Genomic DNA, 19,062 nt, shown 5'->3' on the forward strand with positions numbered 1-19,062 from the left:
ATTTGTTGAGTTCTAAATATCTATTTTTCTATTTAGTCTATTTGTATTTAAGTTGATATCGATCAATTGAAAAAGCCTAATTCATTCCTACGCTTAATTATATAAATAGAGCAATGGGATTTAGGAGGGTAATAATGAAGTACTCAATGATGACGCTATCAGCCGTGGCTGTACTTATGATCATTCCAGCCAGTGCTGTTCAAGCAAAAGATAAGATACTAGAGAGCAGTAAGCTTGCCTCAAATATAGTTATCGATGGCAGCGTTGATGCCGTTTGGGATCAAGCTAAACCACTGACTCAGAAGGTGAATAAATTACCGTATAAGCCAAATAATGGCTATGAGGGTATTAAAAAAACCAGCGTGGAAATGAAATCAATGTATGACGATGAATACATTTATTTCTTGTTTAGTTATGCCGATCCGACCAAAAGTATTGACCGCTTTCCTTGGATTAAGCAAGAGGATGGTTCATGGAAACAGTTAAAAAATAAAGATGACACCGGACATGACAATACCTACTACGAAGACAAATTTGCGGTCTATTGGAATATCAATGCTGAAGGCTTTTCTGATAAGGGGTGTAATGCTGCGTGTCACAGAGCTAAAAAGGGAAAAAACGCAGGGCGTGATGACAAGAACCCTGCACGGAAATACACCAATCGTGAAGGTGAGTTTATTGATATGTGGCACTGGAAAGGTGTGAGAACTGCGGTTCATAACCAGCTCGATGACCAATACGTCGATAACAATACTGATCCAGAACAAAACAAAGGTTGGGGACGTAAAGGTGACAGCAAAACAGGTGGTGGGTACGTTAATAACGTAAAAGACGGCCAGCCAGCCTATGTATCAGATAACTTGACTAATGAAACGTTACTGATTTTAGACTCAGGGAAGAAACCATTTACACCTGACTACAATCAGTTGGAACGAATCCCAGGTTTAACGGGTAAGCCATTTACCGGTTCTCGTGGTGATATCGAAGTCGGTGCCGTTTGGAAAGAGGGTATTTGGACTCTTGAAATGAAGCGTAAGCTTGTCACTACGGGTGAAAATTCAGAAACGCAAGATGTGCAATTTAACGACTTGAGCCAATTATATCCATTTGGTGTTGCGGTTTTTGATAACTCTCAAATTAATCACATATACCATCGTGGTGTGTTAAATCTTGAGTTTAAATAAGTATAACACTCGTCACTAACTGAAATGATTTGTGTCGAAATAATCGGCTCAAATCATTTCTTCACAGAAGAATACTATTATGGTCAAAACAGTTACTCAATATGTTTCTTATTTATTTGTGTTGACCACGTTGAGTATGTTCTTTATTCCGTTATCGCTCTGTTCTGAGCCAACAGTTCAGGATTCCGCTGTCCATAATGTAGAACCGTTTTCTAGCCAAATTACCAATGAAGCGGGAATGCAGATTTTAATAAAAGAAAATAAGCGTTGTATACGGTGCCATCAAAAAAAGCGTCTGCTTAAAAATATTGATGCCATCGCTTCTGTAGGCGCACATGCCAGTACCGAGTTTCACAACAACTGCACGGCTTGTCATGGCAGAAAAGGTTCTCACCCCAAAGATTCTGATTTAGTGAGTGTGATTCCATTCGATGATCATGTCGACTTACCAATTTTCGAACAAAACCAAAAGTGTATCGCCTGTCATTCTCCAGAAAGCTTGAGGGCCAGTGAGTGGACCCACGATGTACACGCCACCAAATTAACATGTTCCAACTGCCACAATTTACATCGAGATTCAGACCCGATTATCGGTATCAGTAAGAAGTTCCGTATTGGGCTATGTGCAACCTGCCATGAAGCTATTCTGCGTGAGAAAGCGCTTAAGTCGCATCGGTAAGAAGGAGCCAGTTTTATGAGTACGACTAAATATTTAATTGGTGTATTACTTGCTGGAGTATGCGTTCTGGTAGTCGCTGAAGATTTACCTAATCCAGATGAGCATAATCTAGCGAATATTCACCTGAAGGATGAAACATGTGCGGGGCAGTGCCATCTAGACGAGGAACCTTCTGACGATCTTGAGTTTGAATATAACAGCTGCGTGGAGTGTCATGATGATTTTGGGCATCTAGAGGGGCACCAGCATAATCTAAAGCACAAAGAGAGCGAGGAGATGGAGTGCGTCGAGTGTCATCTTCCTCATGAAGAATTTGATCCTAAGGATAGCTGTATAGATTGCCACGATGAAGAAGACGAGGAATTATCAGACTTTTATTCAGTTAGGCTAGAGCGCTATTTAAATACGTCTAGCCTTAATTTCTAGAAACTCATCATATTAAAATAGTAGAGCGAGTACTCTTACTTTAGATGTGATGGGTTTACTCTCTTCAACGTCTTTAAGCGGTGCGTGCTTCGCAAATATCTGCATTTTCTAGAGCTGCGTTATTCCAAAGATCGCTACATCAAAGAATAGATAAGTCTGATGCGAGCTTGGATCTATCGCTCAATGAAGCCATGTTACCCCCTCTACGCGCCCTTGTTGCGTTCGAAGCTGTTGCTCGTCTCGGTTCCATTGGCGCTGCCGCGAGAGAGCTTTGCGTTACACAAGCTGCGGTGAGTCAGCAGCTAAAAAGTTTAGAAGCCTTCCTCGCCTGCCACCCTTCTATAAAAAATACTCTTTTATCAGGCTCGATATTCAGCTGGTGGACTGGCCATCAACCACCCCTTGTCAGAATGTTGATATCGAACTGACTAACGGCAAGCTCGAAAGCGAAGACACCCATTGCGAGCGACTGTTTCAAGAACATTGGCAGTTGGTGTGCAGCCCTTTCAGAGAAATTACGCTCAGCAATTCAGAAGATCAAACTTGAGCAACAACCAACTTTAACAATTACGTCTAGTTTTGGTATTAGCTTGCTATCAGAAAATGAAAAATGGAAAGACTGTGTCGATCGCGCTGATAGGGCGCTTTATCAAGCAAAGCTTAAAGGACGAAATACAATTGTAATTGAAGAGTCATATGACAGTTACTCGACATCAACAAAAGCGATTGGCAGCTCTTAGTTTGGCTAAGAGCTAATATCCACTCAAATTGTTCTTGGCATGTTTTAGCCTTTAAAGGTTTTCGTCGCGCAGAGTGATGACGAAAATCGGTAAACAAAAGTTAAAAATAAAAACGCGAGCGGTAGATTGCGATTTATGTTGGTGCTACGTTATGAGCAATTTATAACATATAAGTCATGACACATTAGACTGAGAGATAGCAGCTAACGATGAACAAGACAAAAAGATATCCGGCCAACATAGTATTCAGTTACTTAATACTGTCATCTTTATGGGTTTTATTTTCTGATCTCGCGGTCGAATCACTATCAAATGACTTGCAAGAACACGCCTTAGCACAGACAGTCAAAGGCCTGGTATTTATCATTCTAACGTCTGCTTTGTTATGGGTAATGGTTCGGAAAAATAATCGAGATTTAGAGAGCGCTAACGATCTTGATAGTGTCACTGGGCTTCATAGCCCATCAGTTTTTTATCGATATTTAAACAAAAGGCTAAAAAAATCCCAGGCCAGTGACCATTATGTCCTCTTCTTACTCGACATTGATAACTTCAAATCTGTAGCTGATCAGATTGGGTTCGAAAATACGAATTTATTTTTAAAAGACATCGCCCGATCGATTGAACTTCCTATTGAGCATCAACCACTTTCGTCACGGGTACATTCCGATGGTTTCGCATGTTTAGTCAAACTCGATGATAAGGAAGATATTGAATCCTACATTGCTCTCGTACATCGTAGATTTAACCAATGTGCTTATCGTTATGATATCAACGCCACTTGTTGTATTGGCGCTGCTCTATTCCCCTCTGATGGAAATAATGCCAAGCAACTTATGGCATCAGCAATCCACGCCTTAACTGAAGCAAAGAAAAGCAAGAATACGATTGAGTTTCATGACCCTAAACTCACAGAGCTTGAACGTCAACGTCAAGAAATGGTGCAAGAATTACGTAAAGCGATTGATGACAAAGCGATTGATATTGTGTTTCAGCCTAAATACAACATTGAAAGTAAATTTGTCGCTGGCGTGGAAGTGTTGTCTCGTTGGACGCATGAGCGCTATGGTGTCGTTTCACCGGATATCTTTGTCGCGCTAGCAGAAGAGAATCATTTTTGTCGTGATTTGACTACGTTAGTTCTAGAGAAGACTGCGTCACAACTTAGGGCTAATGGCTTGCTAGGAAATGAGCTTAATAGTGTCTCGGTCAATATTTCAGCGGTAGAGCTAAATAGCGTTGATGACATGAACCATCTGGATGAATATCTACGAAAGGATCCCGAGTTTGCTCGCTTACTTTGTCTTGAAATCACTGAAACCGCTATTTTGAAAGATATAGATCAGTGTGCAATCGCTGTTCAGACGTTAAAAAAACAAGGGGTGTCCTTTTCGATAGATGACTTTGGTGTTGGTTACACTTCTTTTGGTATATTTAGCAAATTAGATGTAGATGAAATCAAAGTCGATCGCAGTTACATCAATGGGTTAGAAGATGATTATCGTTCTAGAGCCATAACGTCTGGTATTATTGATATCGCGCGAGGGTTTGGCATTAATGTCGTGGCTGAAGGGGTTGAAAATGCTCAACAGTTGTCAATTTTGAAAACGTTAAATTGCGAACAAGCCCAAGGTTATTATCTAGGCTACCCGATGTCCTCCAAACAGTTAAAAGTAAGTCTTACCCCTGAAAAAGAACCATGTTCAACAACATAACGTAATATTTTTTCATCTAAGCGACAGGGATACAGATGACTTGTATCGAGAAGGATACTGTTAGCCTAACTATAAAAAATCCCCATTCGTTGATAAACGAATGGGGATTTTAGTTACTAGGGGGTAGTTACTTTATCAATAGTGAGCATTCACTAATTTATTGATTCTTTTAGATAGCTTTTGGCTTTAGATAACCTTTGGCTTTAAATAGCGACCATAGTCGCGGCTTTCTTCATCGCTTCTTTAGTCGAGCATTCAATCACGTTCGCGTTAGCAAAGCGGTGTGCGTCTTTCACTTGAATATCGTGAGCCAAGATAACCAGCCTTGCGTTAGCCACATCTAGGTCGCTGATGCGGTTCTGAATACCGTTTTGACCTTGTGTTTCTACCTTAATCTTAAGGCCTGCTGCTAAACCTGCTTTCTCTAATGCTTTTGCTGCCATGAAGGTGTGTGCAACACCAGAAGGACAACATGTTACTGCTACGATGTCGTACTCGCCTTCTCCTGCTACAGGAGCCGCTTGAGCTTGTACTGGTGCTTCAGCCATGTCTTCATCGGTTTCAACCGCTACAGGTTTCCAGAAGCCAACGATAACGGCTGTGGTTAGTGAGCCAAGCGCAATACCGACCACGTACATTGGAATGTTGCTTGATACTGGCGCAGTGATTAGGCCGCCCCATGGTGCGTGCAGTAGAACGTCTGTCATGAAGCCGAACACACAGCCCACGATACCACCGGCAACGATTGAAGGAAGTACGCGCATTGGGTCATTCGCTGCGAATGGGATAGCACCCTCAGAGATACCGATAGAACCCATGATTGCTGCTGCTTTACCTGCTTCTTGCTCTTGTTTAGAGAACTTGTTTTTGAATAGGAAAGTCGCCAATGCCATACCTAGAGGTGGTGTACAAATCGCGATGCCTACACCGCCCATTAGCCATGGTTGTGTGTCTACTTGAGTTTGAGCAAATAGGGTCGCTACTTTGTTGATAGGGCCGCCCATGTCAAACGCCGTCATACCGCCAAGGATTGTGCCTAGAACCATCTTAGATGCGCCAGCCATTGAAGCTAAGAACTCGTTCATAGAAGACATGAACAGTTTGATTGGCTCACCGATGCCCCAAAGAACGATACCTGCAGAGATCAAAGTGCCTAGAAGCGGGTAGATGAAGTACGCACCCAGCGCTGTCATGTTCGCAGAAAGTGGGATCTTCTTAAGCTGGAAGACGACGCCACCGGCGATAAAGCCTGCCACGATACAGCCAAGGAAGCCGCCGCCCATGTCAGCCATGATGCCAGAAGAAATCATAGCAGGAGCAAGTGCTGGTTTATCTGCAATTGAGTAACCAATAAAGCCGCCAAGAATGATTGGGAAAAGAACAAGGCCTTTGATACCGATATTAGAGATGTCTGCCAGCAAGCCGTCGGCAGGTACTGCGCCTTTACCCGATGCCATTACCGCTAAAGCCAACAGAACACCACCGGCTACGATGAAAGGTAGCATGTGTGATGTACCAAAAAGCAGGTGACCTTTCATAGTACTGAGGATTTTTTTATAGTCGCTACTACTATTCTTATTATTAGAATTGCTACTGGTATTGGTAGCTTGATTTGCTAGGGTGCTCATAATTTTCTACGCCTTATGAATTAATTAAAATATTAAGGATTTGTTGTTCGTCTTTTGCGTTATGGATATTTTGAATAAATTCATCGCTGAATTTTCCAAATAGTTCTTGTAGTACATAAATATGATGGTCAGCACCGTTATCTGGTGATGCAATCATAAAAAATACGGTTGGATTGATGCCGTCTTCATCGCCATACTCAATGCCTTCACGCTTAACACCGACAGCAATTGCGGGTTCAGTGACTGCCTTGCTTTTTGAGTGTGGGTAAGAAATGCCGTCCATTGAGGTAATGCTTTGAGATTCACGAACTTCGATGTCTGCCAAGAAGGCTTCTTTACTGCTGATTCGCTTGTTTTCAAATAACATGCCTGCCAATTCTTCAAACAGTTCTTTTTTATTTTTCGCTTGAAGGTTGTTATTAATTAAGTTGACGTTAGTTAGCTGTGTGATCATTTATTAACTCATTCACTATTGAAGTTCTTGAATTAAAATTAATGGATTAACCCGATTCGCGAAATAGCAAATAAAAGCCCTTCACTGCATATTTGTACCAAGCAAAATTAAGTGTGATTTGCATCATTAATGCAGTGTGATACGGGTCATACTTAATGGCGTTTTGATTATGTTTTGATACGCCAATAGGCTTCGTAAAAACAAAAATGCCCCGCAAAAGCAGGGCATGATCAGTGTGAGTTTATTTAGATTTGCTCAGTGCTGACTAACTGTAAGCGCGTGCAACACGCCCAACACAATCCAATTTGTAACTCTCAGCATAAGCGGGAATGAAAACCGATTGGCCTTTCTCTATCACACAGGTTTCACCGCATTGATGGGTGAGCACCATGGATTCATCGAGCGGCAGCAAGATCTCTGCGCCCTCAGTAGTGATCTCTCTCTTATGAGAATTCAGGACGATAGAGAACTTAAAATCCTCGACGGGAATTTGGTATTCCATTACATCACCTTGCTCAACTGGGCTTAGCAGTAACCTATCCGCAGGCTTTTCATTGAATTGAGTACAAGAGACTAGTTCATTGATATCCATGTACTTAGGTGTCAACCCGGCACGAAGCACATTATCGGAATTCGCCATGATCTCTAATCCAGTCCCTTTGATGTAAGCGTGGGGCGTTTCGGCATCCAAATACATGGCTTGCCCTGGCTTTAGAGTGATCACATTCAATAGCAGCGGGGCAAACAGGCCGACATCACCCGGATACTGTTGTTCCAACTCTGAAATCAACTGGAACACAGGTGTATCTGAAAGCTTGGCCTTCATCAACAACATGGTGAGTGCCATTCCTTTTTGTTCGCCTTCCAAAGATAACAGGCTTGCGAAAAAGCTCGCTAATCCATTGGGAGTTTGATCGCCCGCTAAATCGTTGATCATCGAATGCAGCTCTGGAATATCGAGGTAGTGGAAGTGCTCAAGGATCTCGCTGATTGATCTAAAACCATTCATCGCAGTGTAGTCCGTTAGGGCATACACCAGTTCTGGCTTGTGATTGGCATCTTTGTAGTTACGGTTGCCCGCCGTCATTGGAATGCCTTGCTGCTCTTCGAGTGCATACCCAGATTCCGCTTGTTGCTTATTCGGGTGTACTTGAACTGAGAGCGCTTTCTCTGCTGCTAATACCTTAAACAGATACGGCAGCTCACCAAAACGACTCGCCACTTTCTCACTTAGAAACAGGTTTAGGTTCTGAGAGATCAAGCTCGATAGGGTGGTCTGCTGCCCGTTATTGTTCACCATAGAACAACCATTGGGGTGAGCGCCCATCCAGATCTCCGCTTGCGGCTCACCAGATTGGTTATCAATACCAAACAGTTGGCTAAACGAAGAAGGGCTACCCCATGCGTAGTTTTGAATCACGTTGGTCATAGGGTAGAAAAAGCGTTGTACGAACGAGTCGTTCGCTAAAGAAAAATCAGACATCGAAATCACCATGAAGGGAAACATGGCTTGAGCTCTATTCGGCCTATTTGCAACTAAAGTATTAGCTACTAAAAACAGTAGAGTAGAAGGGCTCAAGCCATTGGAGTTGAAATGGCTTAAGCCGCTGCTGTCGCTAGCTTGGCTTTGCGTAGATTTTTAAGCGCGATACAAGTCACCGCAGTCACACCCGCACCAGACGCCATGCACAGCAGCGCTAGCATTGGGTAGTTCATTGCACCTAGTAGAGCCACAACAGGGCCACCGTGAGCCACGCTGTTGGTGATACCAAATGAGAACGCCATAACCGCTGCAGTCATTGAGCCGAGTACGTTGGCAGGGATAACCGACATCGGATCTTGAGCTGCGAAAGGAATTGCACCTTCAGAGATGCCCACTAAGCCCATTGCGCCAGCGGCTTTACCTGCTTCAATTTCAGATGATTCGAATAGGTCGAACTTACGTCCAAGTCTGGTCGCGATAGCCATGCCTAGTGGAGCCACAGGGATTGCACACGCCATTGCACCCATGAATTGAGTTTGACCGCTGGCAATCATGCCGACCGAGAATAGGAACGCCACCTTGTTGAATGGGCCGCCCATATCGAAACCTGCCATACCACCAAGGACAATACCTAGTAGAACCACGTTGCCTGTACTCATGCTCGTTAGCAGTGCAGTCAGTGCATCCATCAGCCCAGCGATAGGTGCACCAATCACAAAGATGAACAGACCCGCGATGAACAGAGAGCCAGTGATCGGAGCGATCATGATAGGCACAAGTGGTTGAACGAATTTGTGGTAGTTAAATGAGGTAATCCATTTAACGAAGTAACCGACTAACAAGCCTGCGATGATTGCGCCAATGAAGCCTGTACCTGCGTCAGCGCCGTAGAAAGAACCGTTGTTCGCAATCCAACCGCCAATCAAGCCAGGGGTTAGGGCTGGGCGGTCAGCAATTGCGTAAGCAATGTAGCCAGCCAAGATTGGGATCATTAGGGTGAAGGCAACCACGCCCACTTCTAGAATTTGGTTCCACATGCTGCCCGCAGGAATCGCCATGCCGGATTCACTTGGCTCGCCGCCAATCGCCAGTGCAAGCGCAATCAAAAGACCGCCAGTTACTACGAATGGGATCATGTGTGATACGCCATTCATCAAGTAACGATAAAGGTCTGAACGCGCTTGTGAGGCTTTTTCTACAACAGATTGGTTGGTCGGCGTTTGGTCTGCTTGATAACTTGGTGCGTTGAGCGCTTGCTTAATCAAACCTTGTGCGTCTTTGATTGGTGCTTTTACGTTGGTGCTGATGACGCGTTTTCCCGCAAAGCGCGCCATGTCGACTTGCTTGTCACAAGCCACGACAATCGCGTCAGCACGTTCGATCTCTTCTTGAGTTGGGCTGTTTTTAACACCAATAGAACCGTTGGTTTCGACCTTGATGTCGTAACCAAGTGCCGCCGCGCCTTTCTCTAGTGCTTCTGCTGCCAAATAAGTGTGTGCAACGCCTGCAGGGCAACCAGTCACGCCAATGATGAAGCCTTGCTTCTCAACGTTGGTTTCGGTTGTTGATGGTTCAGGTTTAGTAAGCAGTAGTTCCAACGCCGCTTGTTCTGAGTCGGCATTCATGAAGCTTTCGATAAAGCCTTCTTCAATCAGTTTTGAAGAAAGTTCTGCTAGAACTTCGATGTGATGGTTATCGCCGCCATCTGGAGAGGCAATCATAAAAAAGAGTTTGGATGGCTGACCGTCATCTGCGCCGTAGTCGATGCCCTGCTTGTGGACGCCGATCACAACCGCGGGTTTGATTACCGCGCTACTTTTCGCGTGTGGAAGAGCGATACCTTCTTCAAAGCCAGTATTACCTTGTGCTTCACGCGCCTTAATATCGGCAAGAAATTGTGTTTTATCTGAAATTCGACCCTGTGCATAAAGCACGTCTATTAGCTCTTTAAATACGTCTTCTTTTGAATTAGCGCTAAGTGAAAGCTTAATCAAATCTTGATTGATCAATGTCGTGATCATAATGAACCCCTACTCTGTTTTTATTTTGTTAGAGGTATTCTGGAATCTACGGCTTGCCTTCTGTAGTGAAGAAAAAATGCATTTACTGGATGATTGTTGCGTTATAAGTGGAGTGTGATTTTGATCGGTCGAACGGGCGTTTTTAGCCCTGTGTTGACAAGGTTTGTCGTACTTTGAAGCTTTTACTTATAAGGGCTGCGGCGTGTTTTGTTATCTGGGAAATAACGTTCTTCATCGGTTTCTTCACTGGAGATTTATTTCCAAGACTAGATTTTTGTAACCTAGATCTCAAATTGTGATTTTGCTCAATAGCGCTATGTTTCACTAAGGGGTATATCTATTCTCGTAGCCTTATTGCTGCCCATCAGAGTACGAATAATGATATTTCATGACTTAATCTCCTCGGTGCTAAATGAGAGAGAAGCGTTTCATAACATCTGGTTTGCTGGAGATTTTCATACTCCTTCAGCTTTTAGTTATCAGGTGAACTTTCCGCGTTTAGAGTTGGTTCTTGACGGAGAGTATATTAATGAAATGGAAAGTCATGATCGCAAGATAACTAACGTTATTGCCAAAGCCGGAGATGCGATTTTCATTCCGCCTAACTGCTGGAATAAGCCTAATTGGGATACCGATTGTTCTGTGTTGAGCATGTTGTTTGGGCGTCGTCAGCTGGGTTTAAGTTTGGTGAGTAAGCGCAAAGGGGAAGAGAGCTTTTACGATATTCAAAAGCACAGTATTCAGACTCGCTCTGGGTTTGCGATTGATAACATTTTGGAGGCGCTCAGCTCGTTAGCGAGAGAGAGTAACAAGCAGCCGATGGATGAGTTATTGCTGCAAGCTCTACTGCAATACAGTAAAACCATGCTGGAAGCGCCTGTCGAAAAATCTCACAGCCGAGTTCAGGATGTGTATCAGGGGATTTGTATCTACATTCAAGAGAACTTCCACCGCCAAATCACCCGAGACAGCATCGCCTCGCGCTTTAGCATTTCATCGAACCACTTGTCGCGAATGTTCCGTCAACAAGGCCACATGACGCTAGCAGAATACATCACCCGTGTGCGAGTTGACCGCGCTAAATTCATGCTCAAGAAGTACAACTTCAAGCTCAATGAAGTGTCGGTTCGTTGCGGCTTCAAAGACGTGAACTACTTCTGCCGAGTATTTAAAAACCGAACCGGAAAAACCCCAACCGAATACCGTGGATCTATCTAGTCCCAAGCTATTTGATGAATCAAATAAGGCGAGATGAGATGTACATCAACAGGGCTTGCAGATCGACGCTGCTGCGGGTCTTCTGTAAACGCTCGTTGACCTGATCGTGGAGCAGGTTTCTGGTTAGATTGGTGGCCGCTACAATATGTTCTCTTTGTGGTTTGGTTGGCAGTACAAGTGCGATGGCAACGTGTACTTGGCCAATTTGAGACGCCCAATCAATCGCTTCGTCACTGACGATGACCGCGATGGAAAGATCTTTGGTCGATTCAAACATCACATGAGGTAATGCGATGCCCGGCGATACACACGTTGAAGAGCGTTCTTCTCGCTTAATGAAAGCCAGAATAAGCTCATCAGGATCGTCTGGGTGAACTAAGTGAGCGAGTCCTTTTAAGCATTCGAATTTGGTTAATTGAGTTTGTGCTTTGGCATGATGCCATTTGATCTCACAAGGTGGGCATATCTGCGGCATACGCTGAATTAAATCGTTAGAGAACTCATGGTTTACTTGCGATCCAACCATGGCGTAATGCTCGGCGATTATGTCTTTAAGAACAAAGCACGCCAGTTCCGCATCGATACCAACAGCGGTTATCTGACACAAATCACCACGAAGTAGACCGACTTGTAACATCGCGACAGATTTGGATAGATCGGCCGTTCGATTTTGAGTGATGTTGATAATACGGATGTTACTTTTGAACTTCTTCGCCAAACGGGTGAGAGGCTGCGCAACGTGAGAATTAGCCGCTGGGTCGTCTACGAAGAAGGTGATCTGATATTCATTCATACCGAGGATTAGCTGCGACAAGGCTTCGTATCACGACAAGGTTTTAGGTCACGACAATGCTTGATAAAGACCTTTTCGACGCTTAACAGTACTTCCTCCATTGAGATCAACACGGTTTTTGCAGGATCAAATCGGTTTGGTTGTTCAATGTCGATATCGGAGACAATCAGGATTTTATCAGCTTGCACGATGTCGTGATCTGTCAGTAAGTTTTCGATACCCATAGCACCTTGCGTTTCAACCTTGATTGAAACGTTGAACTTAGGGGCAGTTTTAATTAATGCATCCGCTGCCATGTAGGTATGGGCAATGCCTGTAGGGCACGCAGTTACCGCTACAATTCTCATTATTATTCTCGGCTTGTGTGGATCAGATACTATTATCCGAATCTGTGGATTTTATGGATTGCCGTTTTTAATTCAAAGGTGGACGTCACACTCTGAGTTCTTGGTTACAATTATCCAGTTAATGCACTTTTCGTCCTATATATTGAGAAGCCATGCGTCGTTAATCTTTTCATCTCATTAACTTCTTTAGCTCATTTACTTAAATCGGCACTCGTACGAGGCAGCATATGGATATCACTAACATTATCGAGCCAGAGATTATCTGCTTGGAATTACAGGCAGACTCGAAACAGGCGGTATTTGAAGAGCTTGTTGAACTGCTCGACCGTGCCGGTAAGCTCTCGAGTAAAAGTGATTTCCTTGATGATATCTGGAAGCGTGAAGCTATAGGTAATACTGGATTTGATGATGGTATTGCGATTCCACACGCGAAAAGTAAAGCCGTAGCTAAACCTGCTGTCGCCGTTGGTATCAGTCGTTCTGGAATCGATTATGGGGCCGACGGTGGTGAATTGTCTGATGTGTTCTTCATGCTCGCTTCACCCGATAACAATGATGATCACCATATCGAGGTATTGGCTCAAATATCGACCAAACTGATTGAAGATGACTTTGTTACAAAATTAAAGGCGATGGAGTCGGTAGAGGAAGCTTTAGAGTTGTTTCTCGAAGCTAATTCTGACTCTTTTGACAACTACGCCTCCAACTATCATGAAGTGTACATCGAGCCGCTCAGCCCTTGGGCTCAATCTCTCAATCGCCTTAAAGAACACTTGTTGTACGGCACTTCACACATGATTCCATTCGTGGTCGCGGGCGGTGTTCTGTTGTCTTTATCGGTCATGATGTCTGGTCACGGTGCCGTTCCAGAGAGCGGCGTTTTGGCTGACATTGCACAAATGGGTATTGCGGGCTTAACGCTTTTTACCGCCGTGCTCGGCGGTTACATCGCGTATTCAATGGCAGACAAACCGGGTTTAGCACCGGGTATGATTGGTTCTTGGGTTGCGGTCAATCAATACAACACTGGTTTCCTTGGTGCGATTGTGGTCGGCTTTTTCGCAGGCTTTGTGGTTAATCTACTTAAGAAGATCAAGCTGCCAGACAGCATGATCTCGCTGAGCTCTATCTTCATCTATCCGCTTGTCGGCACGTTTGTTACCTGTGGGGCTGTGATGTGGGTGATTGGTGCCCCCATTGCGCAGGTGATGCTTGAGATGAATCAAATGCTGACTGGTATGGCTGGCTCAGGAAAAGTAGTACTGGGTAGCATTCTAGGTGCAATGACCGCGTTTGATATGGGCGGCCCAATCAACAAAGTAGCCACGCTGTTTGCACAAACTCAGGTGAATACTCAGCCATGGTTAATGGGGGGTGTTGGCATTGCCATCTGTACACCCCCATTAGGTATGGCGCTGGCGACTTTCTTATCGCCGAAGAAGTTTAAACGAGACGAACGCGAAGCAGGTAAAGCAGCAGGTATTATGGGAATGATTGGCATCAGTGAAGGTGCAATCCCATTTGCAGCGGCCGATCCTGCGCGTGTTCTGCCTGCGGTTGTGGCTGGTGGCATTGTCGGTAACGTGGTTGGCTTTATGTTCCATGTAGTAAACCATGCTCCTTGGGGGGGCTGGATTGTTTTGCCTGTGGTTGATGGCAAGATTGGCTACATTGTTGGAACGTTAGCGGGTGCACTGACGACGGCTGCGATCGTGATACTGCTTAAAAAGAATGTGGTTGAAGATGAGTCTCGCTCTAATCAATTTGCGGGTGGTTCGGTCACGGAAGAAGGGCAAGCTGATGTACTTGCTATTACTTCTTGCCCGTCAGGTGTCGCGCACACTTTTCTCGCGGCTAAGTCTTTGGAAAAGGCGGCACATCATCTTGGGGTTCGGATAAAAGTCGAAACACAAGGTGCAAACGGGATAGGCAATCGCATTACACAAAAAGATATTGAAAAAGCTAGGCTAGTGATTTTTGCTCACGATGTGGCAATCAAAGAAGTCGAGCGCTTTGCGAACGTTAAAACCTTAGATGTCAGCACCAAAGAAGCGATGCTTAATGCACAGGCGTTAATCATGACGAAAGTATCAAAGTAATCGGCTCTTGAGATCGGCTGAAAAGCGATAAATAAAAAGACGCCCAAGTATTGATAATAATATTTGGGCGTCTTTTTATATGGTCTGAGCTTATATAAGTTCAGCCTCTAAAAAGGGTGGTACTTAAATACGTCCTCAACCATCGAGTTGAGTAATTCGATGTCGTCGCATGTTTTGGCATAGGTACGCAAGCCTGCGATCTGAACTTGAACATGACGAGCAAGCTGAGCGGGTTCTCGCTCTTTGCTTATCTCACCTAGATCTTGTGATTCAGCTATCAACTTGGCGAATTCACCTTCCATGATCTTTAATGATTTCTTCGCTTCTGCTAATAATTCTGCGTGCTCGTCAGTCAGTTCAGCAACCGTTTTAGCTAACATGCACATGCCGTTAGGAGAGCTCTGTTTAGATTCGACCACGGCGCGCTTCACAAAATTTTCGAGCGCTTTAATCGGCGAGTCCGTTTCACTGCGGAAGCGATTCAGATTTAGGATGCCAAGCTCGGTATAACGAGCAAGAGTTTCCTTAAATAGGCCTTCTTTGCTGCCAAAAGTCGCGTAGATGCTTCCTGGGCGCATATCAATCACGTCCTGTAGGTTACGCATAGACGTTGCGTGAAAGCCCTTTTCCCAATACAGGTTAGTTGCTTTATCTACTACATCTTGTCTATCGAACTTCGCTGTCTTGGCCATAACATCTACTTCATTAATCTGAACATATGTTCAATATTTTATGCTGAACGCCCGTTCTAGTAAAGAAGAGCCAGCAAGAAAGTAAGCCACTTAGTTTAGTTATTTGCTAAGTATTTGAAATAAGGTGGTCAGCTTGTCGCTATAAGGCCGTAATTTACGCGTCGACTACTTCTACGGTTTTATGTTGCGCGCCGTAATAGGTGCCTTCATCAATGGTATACATTAGAGTTTCATCGCATTCTGGGCAGTTGAATTCTTCGTTGGGTTCAATTGCGGCCTCTTCTACCCACTCCCATCCAATGTTTTCTTCGCAAGCAGGACAATTCATAAAACCTCTAATTATGCATCTACGTTAATTTTAAGAGCTGGGCATTATACATATTTGATGTTGAATTTATAGATGATCGCGAGTGCATGGTTTGGTAAGGATTATACTGTGAGCGCCGATCTACCTCTTTATGGTTATGCAAAATCTGTCAATTTTTAGTCACTCCGCCAATAAAATGTTGTTGCACGCATTTGTATGGCTACTAAGGTTGCATAGCTTGCAGTTTTATAAATAAATCAATGAGTTTTGTAAGGTTAAGTGTTAGATTTATCGATTGCCGTCGATATAGAACGGCAATTGTTAAAACTGAATAATTATATGATCTCAACAAGGGCATGCCGGTTTAGAAGTGTGTCTAATTACATGACAGATAGAGATTTGTTAGCTGCTAGGGAATAAAAATGAAATTATCCGATATGTCTTTTAAGCAAAAAATCATTGCTTTGCTTATTTTGCCGATCTTAGGGTTTCTATGGCTCAGTGTTTCTGCGATTTCAAAAGGCGTAGAAACGACGAGTGAAATGTCATCATTGAATCAACTGACACGCTTGTCGGTTGTTTACAGTGAATTGGTACATGAGTTGCAAAAAGAGCGAGGCATGACGGCTGGCTTTATCGGCTCTCAAGGCACTCAATTTGTGAGTGAATTACGTTCACAACGTACTAGTGCGGATAGTCGACGTGATCAGAGAAACGAATACTGGCAGTCGGCTGATATCGATCTGCCACAGATCAATCGCTTGAACAGTGAAATAAGCCAAAGCCTTAATCAAATAACCACGATTCGAAACCGAGTGGATTCTCAATCAATTCCACTCTCTGAGGCGTTAGGTTACTACACAAAACTGAATGCAAAACTGCTTAGTGTATCGGCTTTGATTGCGGAACTGAGCTCAGACTCGACGATTACTACTGAAACCATCGCTTACTATAACTTCCTTCAAGGTAAAGAGCGTGCGGGTATCGAACGTGCGGTCCTTAACAACACCTTTTCCAAAAATGAATTTGGCCCAGGTATGCTGGTTAAATTCATCTCTTTGGTGACCGAGCAAAATACCTATTTCTCGAACTTTGAAGTACTGGGTAATCCAGACAATGTTCGCTTTTTTGAACAACAATTGAATGACCGCTCGGTCGCGGAAGTCGAGAAGCTTCGTGATGTGGCTGAATCGAAAATGAGCGGATTTGATGTCGACCCTGTGTACTGGTTCGCGCAATCAACGGCGCGCATTGTTCAGCTGAAAAAGACAGAGAACCAACTGGCAGACTCTCTTATTGCATTGACTGATCAGAAAACTCAGCAAGCTCAATCAGCAATGATGGGCAGTATCGCGATGTTTGTTGTGATTACTTTGTTTGCAACCTTTGTCAGTTTCAAAGCCATTACAGACCTAACCACCCGAGTTAAAGACCTGAATTTAGTGCTTTCAAAGGTTCGTGATGATAATGACCTAACGGTTCGCGCAACTTACTTGGGTGAGAGCGAGCTTGGTCAGATATCTTCATCGCTTAACGAAACGTTAGAGAAGTTCTCTCAGGTGATCGATAACTTGTCTCAATCAAGCTTAACACTCGCTTCGGCAGCAGAAGAGACGGCGCAAACTTGCCAATACAACTCCAATACATTAGTTGAGCAACAAGACCAAATTGGGCTGATTGCAACGGCAACTGAAGAGCTTTCGGCAACCGTGAATGAAGTCGCGGCTAAAACGCAGCAAACGGCAACTTCGGCGAAAATGGTGGATCAACAGTCACAAGAGGGCTTGAGCACAGTTCAACACTCTTATGAATCGATTGAAATCTTGGCATCTGAGATTAACGGCTTAGCTGAGAAAATTACCCACCTACACGAAAGCAGCAATAACATTAACAGCGTTATCGATGTGATTAAGTCGGTTGCTGATCAAACAAACTTGTTAGCACTAAACGCAGCGATCGAAGCGGCACGTGCAGGTGAACAAGGACGTGGTTTCGCCGTTGTAGCTGATGAAGTTCGTACATTGGCTCAGCGTACGCAAGAGTCGACGTTAGAGATAGAGGGCTTCATCAGTTCGCTACAGTCTGATGTTCAAACGGCGTTCAATGTGATTGAGAACAGTAAGAAAATGTCATCAAGAGCGGTTGAAGATTCGCGAGAAGTAGAACAAACGCTACAAGATATTTCAAGTGCTGTGAGCGAGATATTCAGCATGACAGAGCAGATTGCAACGGCAACAGAAGAGCAAGCGGTCGTGACACAAGACATTGCTCAGAACGTGGTGGCGGTTGAGCAGAAGTCGACAGAATCTACGACGGGTGCAACCCAAATTGCCGCAACAGCTAAAGAGCAAGCTGAACTGGCTACATCACTGAAAGAGCTTTCGAATACGTTTAAGAGTTAACATTCCAGAGTTAGAAGTTTTCCATCTTATACAAAATGTCCCGCCTAATGCGGGACATTTTTTTAAGAGTTGAAACGACCAGTAGAGTCGCTTAGAGCTCGAATAGAACGTCGGTGCGAATAATGTATTTCGTCCCAGAAAGTATCGGCGCAGAACCGTGAATACAATGGGCGGGGTGCGTACCGTGAGGAAAACAAAGCACGCTGCCGCTTGGTGTTCTAACCGATTCTACATTGGCATTCTCCTGATTATGCCCTTGACGACGAGCAGGCTTGCTCGGGTCATTCCGGTTAACCATAAATTGAGTTTCGCCACCGACGAAATCATCACTCAAGAGAAGCAAAAAGGTATACATGCTCCAACGGTCGCCAAAAGAGTCATCGATCAGTTCTCCATCGACAACTTGACTACCGGGCCAAGAGCCATCGGTGTGCATCTTAAAGAAATCCCCTTCATCGTAGCGATAAAAGCGAAAACGACCGTTGATTCCAAGTGGTTTCACTCCAGCAAAATGATCGTACTTATCAACGAAATGATCTTTGCAGCGGTTCCAGATGATTTCGAGTGTTTTAGGATCGGCGATCAGGTTGAGGTTTCGGTTGTGGCGTACTTCTCTTGGCAATGAAACTGCGGCATCTTCTGTAAAACCAAGTTGGTTCGCTTCATTAAGTATCCGCTTAACCTCTTCAGGAAGAAGTACATCTCTTAGTTGGAAAGCACCTGGTACATTGTTTACTTCAACGCGTGACACTGCATTCACGTTGTTATCAAGTGCAAATGGATTAGCCGACTTTGGTGCCCAAACGGGAAGGTCACTGCGCTGAGTACCAGACTCGCGTCGAACGACATAAAAATTTTCTTTGTTATTCATCAT

At 44.2% G+C, this 19,062-nt stretch carries 16 protein-coding genes and 2 pseudogenes; 9 read left to right on the forward strand and 9 right to left on the reverse strand.

The genetic code is table 11. The features are described from left to right. The first annotated feature begins 134 nt into the window (after positions 1-134). The 6 genes and pseudogenes from L3V35_RS06165 (at position 135) to L3V35_RS06195 (ending at position 4,744) form a co-directional block, all read left to right on the forward strand. Positions 135-1,184 (forward strand): ethylbenzene dehydrogenase-related protein, encoded by a 1,050-nt coding sequence (locus L3V35_RS06165; protein ID WP_054546239.1) that lies wholly within the window; start codon positions 135-137, stop codon positions 1,182-1,184. Positions 1,185-1,263: 79 nt separating this feature from the next. Next, positions 1,264-1,863: a cytochrome c gene (locus L3V35_RS06170; RefSeq protein ID WP_054546240.1), complete on the forward strand. Its 600-nt coding sequence runs from the start codon at positions 1,264-1,266 to the stop codon at positions 1,861-1,863. Between the two features lie 15 nt (positions 1,864-1,878). Next, a complete protein-coding gene (locus L3V35_RS06175) occupies positions 1,879-2,289 on the forward strand; it encodes a cytochrome c3 family protein (protein WP_054546241.1) in 411 nt (136 codons plus the stop codon). Positions 2,290-2,480: 191 nt separating this feature from the next. Beyond that, positions 2,481-2,794 (forward strand): annotated as a pseudogene (locus L3V35_RS06185) (LysR family transcriptional regulator); the annotation flags it as partial. Continuing rightward, positions 2,787-3,029: pseudogene (locus L3V35_RS06190) on the forward strand (diguanylate cyclase); the annotation flags it as partial. The pseudogenes L3V35_RS06185 and L3V35_RS06190, both read left to right, overlap by 8 nt. A gap of 209 nt (positions 3,030-3,238) precedes the next feature. Continuing rightward, the gene (locus L3V35_RS06195; RefSeq protein ID WP_114635681.1) at positions 3,239-4,744 is read left to right on the forward strand and encodes a bifunctional diguanylate cyclase/phosphodiesterase; all 1,506 of its coding nucleotides are present in this window, start codon (positions 3,239-3,241) and stop codon (positions 4,742-4,744) included. Between the two features lie 203 nt (positions 4,745-4,947). On the opposite strand, the gene L3V35_RS06200 is transcribed toward L3V35_RS06195, so the two are convergent. The 4 genes from L3V35_RS06200 to L3V35_RS06215 all read right to left on the reverse strand — a co-directional run bounded on the left by L3V35_RS06200 (position 4,948) and on the right by L3V35_RS06215 (position 10,330). After that, positions 4,948-6,372: a fructose-specific PTS transporter subunit EIIC gene (locus L3V35_RS06200; RefSeq protein WP_065206331.1), complete on the reverse strand. Its 1,425-nt coding sequence runs from the start codon at positions 6,370-6,372 to the stop codon at positions 4,948-4,950. 13 nt (positions 6,373-6,385) lie between these two features. Beyond that, complete coding sequence (locus L3V35_RS06205; RefSeq protein ID WP_065206330.1) at positions 6,386-6,826, reverse strand: PTS sugar transporter subunit IIA; 441 nt, start codon at positions 6,824-6,826, stop codon at positions 6,386-6,388. 265 nt (positions 6,827-7,091) lie between these two features. Then, positions 7,092-8,309, reverse strand: coding sequence for a mannose-6-phosphate isomerase, class I (gene manA / locus L3V35_RS06210; RefSeq protein ID WP_237298878.1), 1,218 nt, complete (start codon positions 8,307-8,309; stop codon positions 7,092-7,094). Between the two features lie 116 nt (positions 8,310-8,425). Beyond that, positions 8,426-10,330, reverse strand: a complete 1,905-nt coding sequence (locus tag L3V35_RS06215; RefSeq protein WP_237298879.1) for a fructose-specific PTS transporter subunit EIIC — start codon at positions 10,328-10,330, stop codon at positions 8,426-8,428. A 378-nt stretch (positions 10,331-10,708) separates the two neighbouring features. On the opposite strand from L3V35_RS06215, the gene L3V35_RS06220 reads away from it, so the two are divergent. Continuing rightward, complete coding sequence (locus L3V35_RS06220; RefSeq protein WP_237298880.1) at positions 10,709-11,548, forward strand: AraC family transcriptional regulator; 840 nt, start codon at positions 10,709-10,711, stop codon at positions 11,546-11,548. 19 nt (positions 11,549-11,567) lie between these two features. On the opposite strand, the gene L3V35_RS06225 is transcribed toward L3V35_RS06220, so the two are convergent. Both L3V35_RS06225 and L3V35_RS06230 read right to left on the reverse strand, forming a co-directional pair. Then, positions 11,568-12,341: a PTS sugar transporter subunit IIA gene (locus tag L3V35_RS06225; protein ID WP_017074508.1), complete on the reverse strand. Its 774-nt coding sequence runs from the start codon at positions 12,339-12,341 to the stop codon at positions 11,568-11,570. Positions 12,342-12,349: 8 nt separating this feature from the next. Then, positions 12,350-12,688, reverse strand: a complete 339-nt coding sequence (locus tag L3V35_RS06230) for a PTS fructose transporter subunit IIB (RefSeq protein ID WP_054546249.1) — start codon at positions 12,686-12,688, stop codon at positions 12,350-12,352. 227 nt (positions 12,689-12,915) lie between these two features. Between L3V35_RS06230 and L3V35_RS06235 the strand changes: the two genes are divergently transcribed. Then, positions 12,916-14,787, forward strand: a complete 1,872-nt coding sequence (locus tag L3V35_RS06235) for a fructose-specific PTS transporter subunit EIIC (protein ID WP_065206325.1) — start codon at positions 12,916-12,918, stop codon at positions 14,785-14,787. Positions 14,788-14,894: 107 nt separating this feature from the next. On the opposite strand, the gene L3V35_RS06240 is transcribed toward L3V35_RS06235, so the two are convergent. Then, the gene (locus tag L3V35_RS06240) at positions 14,895-15,479 is read right to left on the reverse strand and encodes a TetR/AcrR family transcriptional regulator (protein WP_065206324.1); all 585 of its coding nucleotides are present in this window, start codon (positions 15,477-15,479) and stop codon (positions 14,895-14,897) included. Between the two features lie 154 nt (positions 15,480-15,633). After that, entirely contained in the window at positions 15,634-15,807 is a 174-nt protein-coding gene (locus L3V35_RS06245) for a hypothetical protein (RefSeq protein WP_162838716.1), read from the reverse strand. Between the two features lie 401 nt (positions 15,808-16,208). Here L3V35_RS06245 and L3V35_RS06250 point away from each other — a divergent pair, with 401 nt between their 5' ends. Then, positions 16,209-18,188 (forward strand): methyl-accepting chemotaxis protein, encoded by a 1,980-nt coding sequence (locus L3V35_RS06250; RefSeq protein WP_017076516.1) that lies wholly within the window; start codon positions 16,209-16,211, stop codon positions 18,186-18,188. Between the two features lie 91 nt (positions 18,189-18,279). Here L3V35_RS06250 and L3V35_RS06255 read toward each other — a convergent pair whose 3' ends face one another. Beyond that, on the reverse strand, positions 18,280-19,059 hold the full coding sequence (locus tag L3V35_RS06255) for an oxidoreductase (RefSeq protein ID WP_237298968.1): 780 nt from the start codon (positions 19,057-19,059) through the stop codon (positions 18,280-18,282). Between the last annotated feature and the right edge of the window lie 3 nt (positions 19,060-19,062).

The sequence above is a fragment of the Vibrio sp. L5-1 genome, assembly GCF_021728315.1.
In the GTDB taxonomy this organism is placed as follows: domain Bacteria; phylum Pseudomonadota; class Gammaproteobacteria; order Enterobacterales; family Vibrionaceae; genus Vibrio; species Vibrio splendidus_K.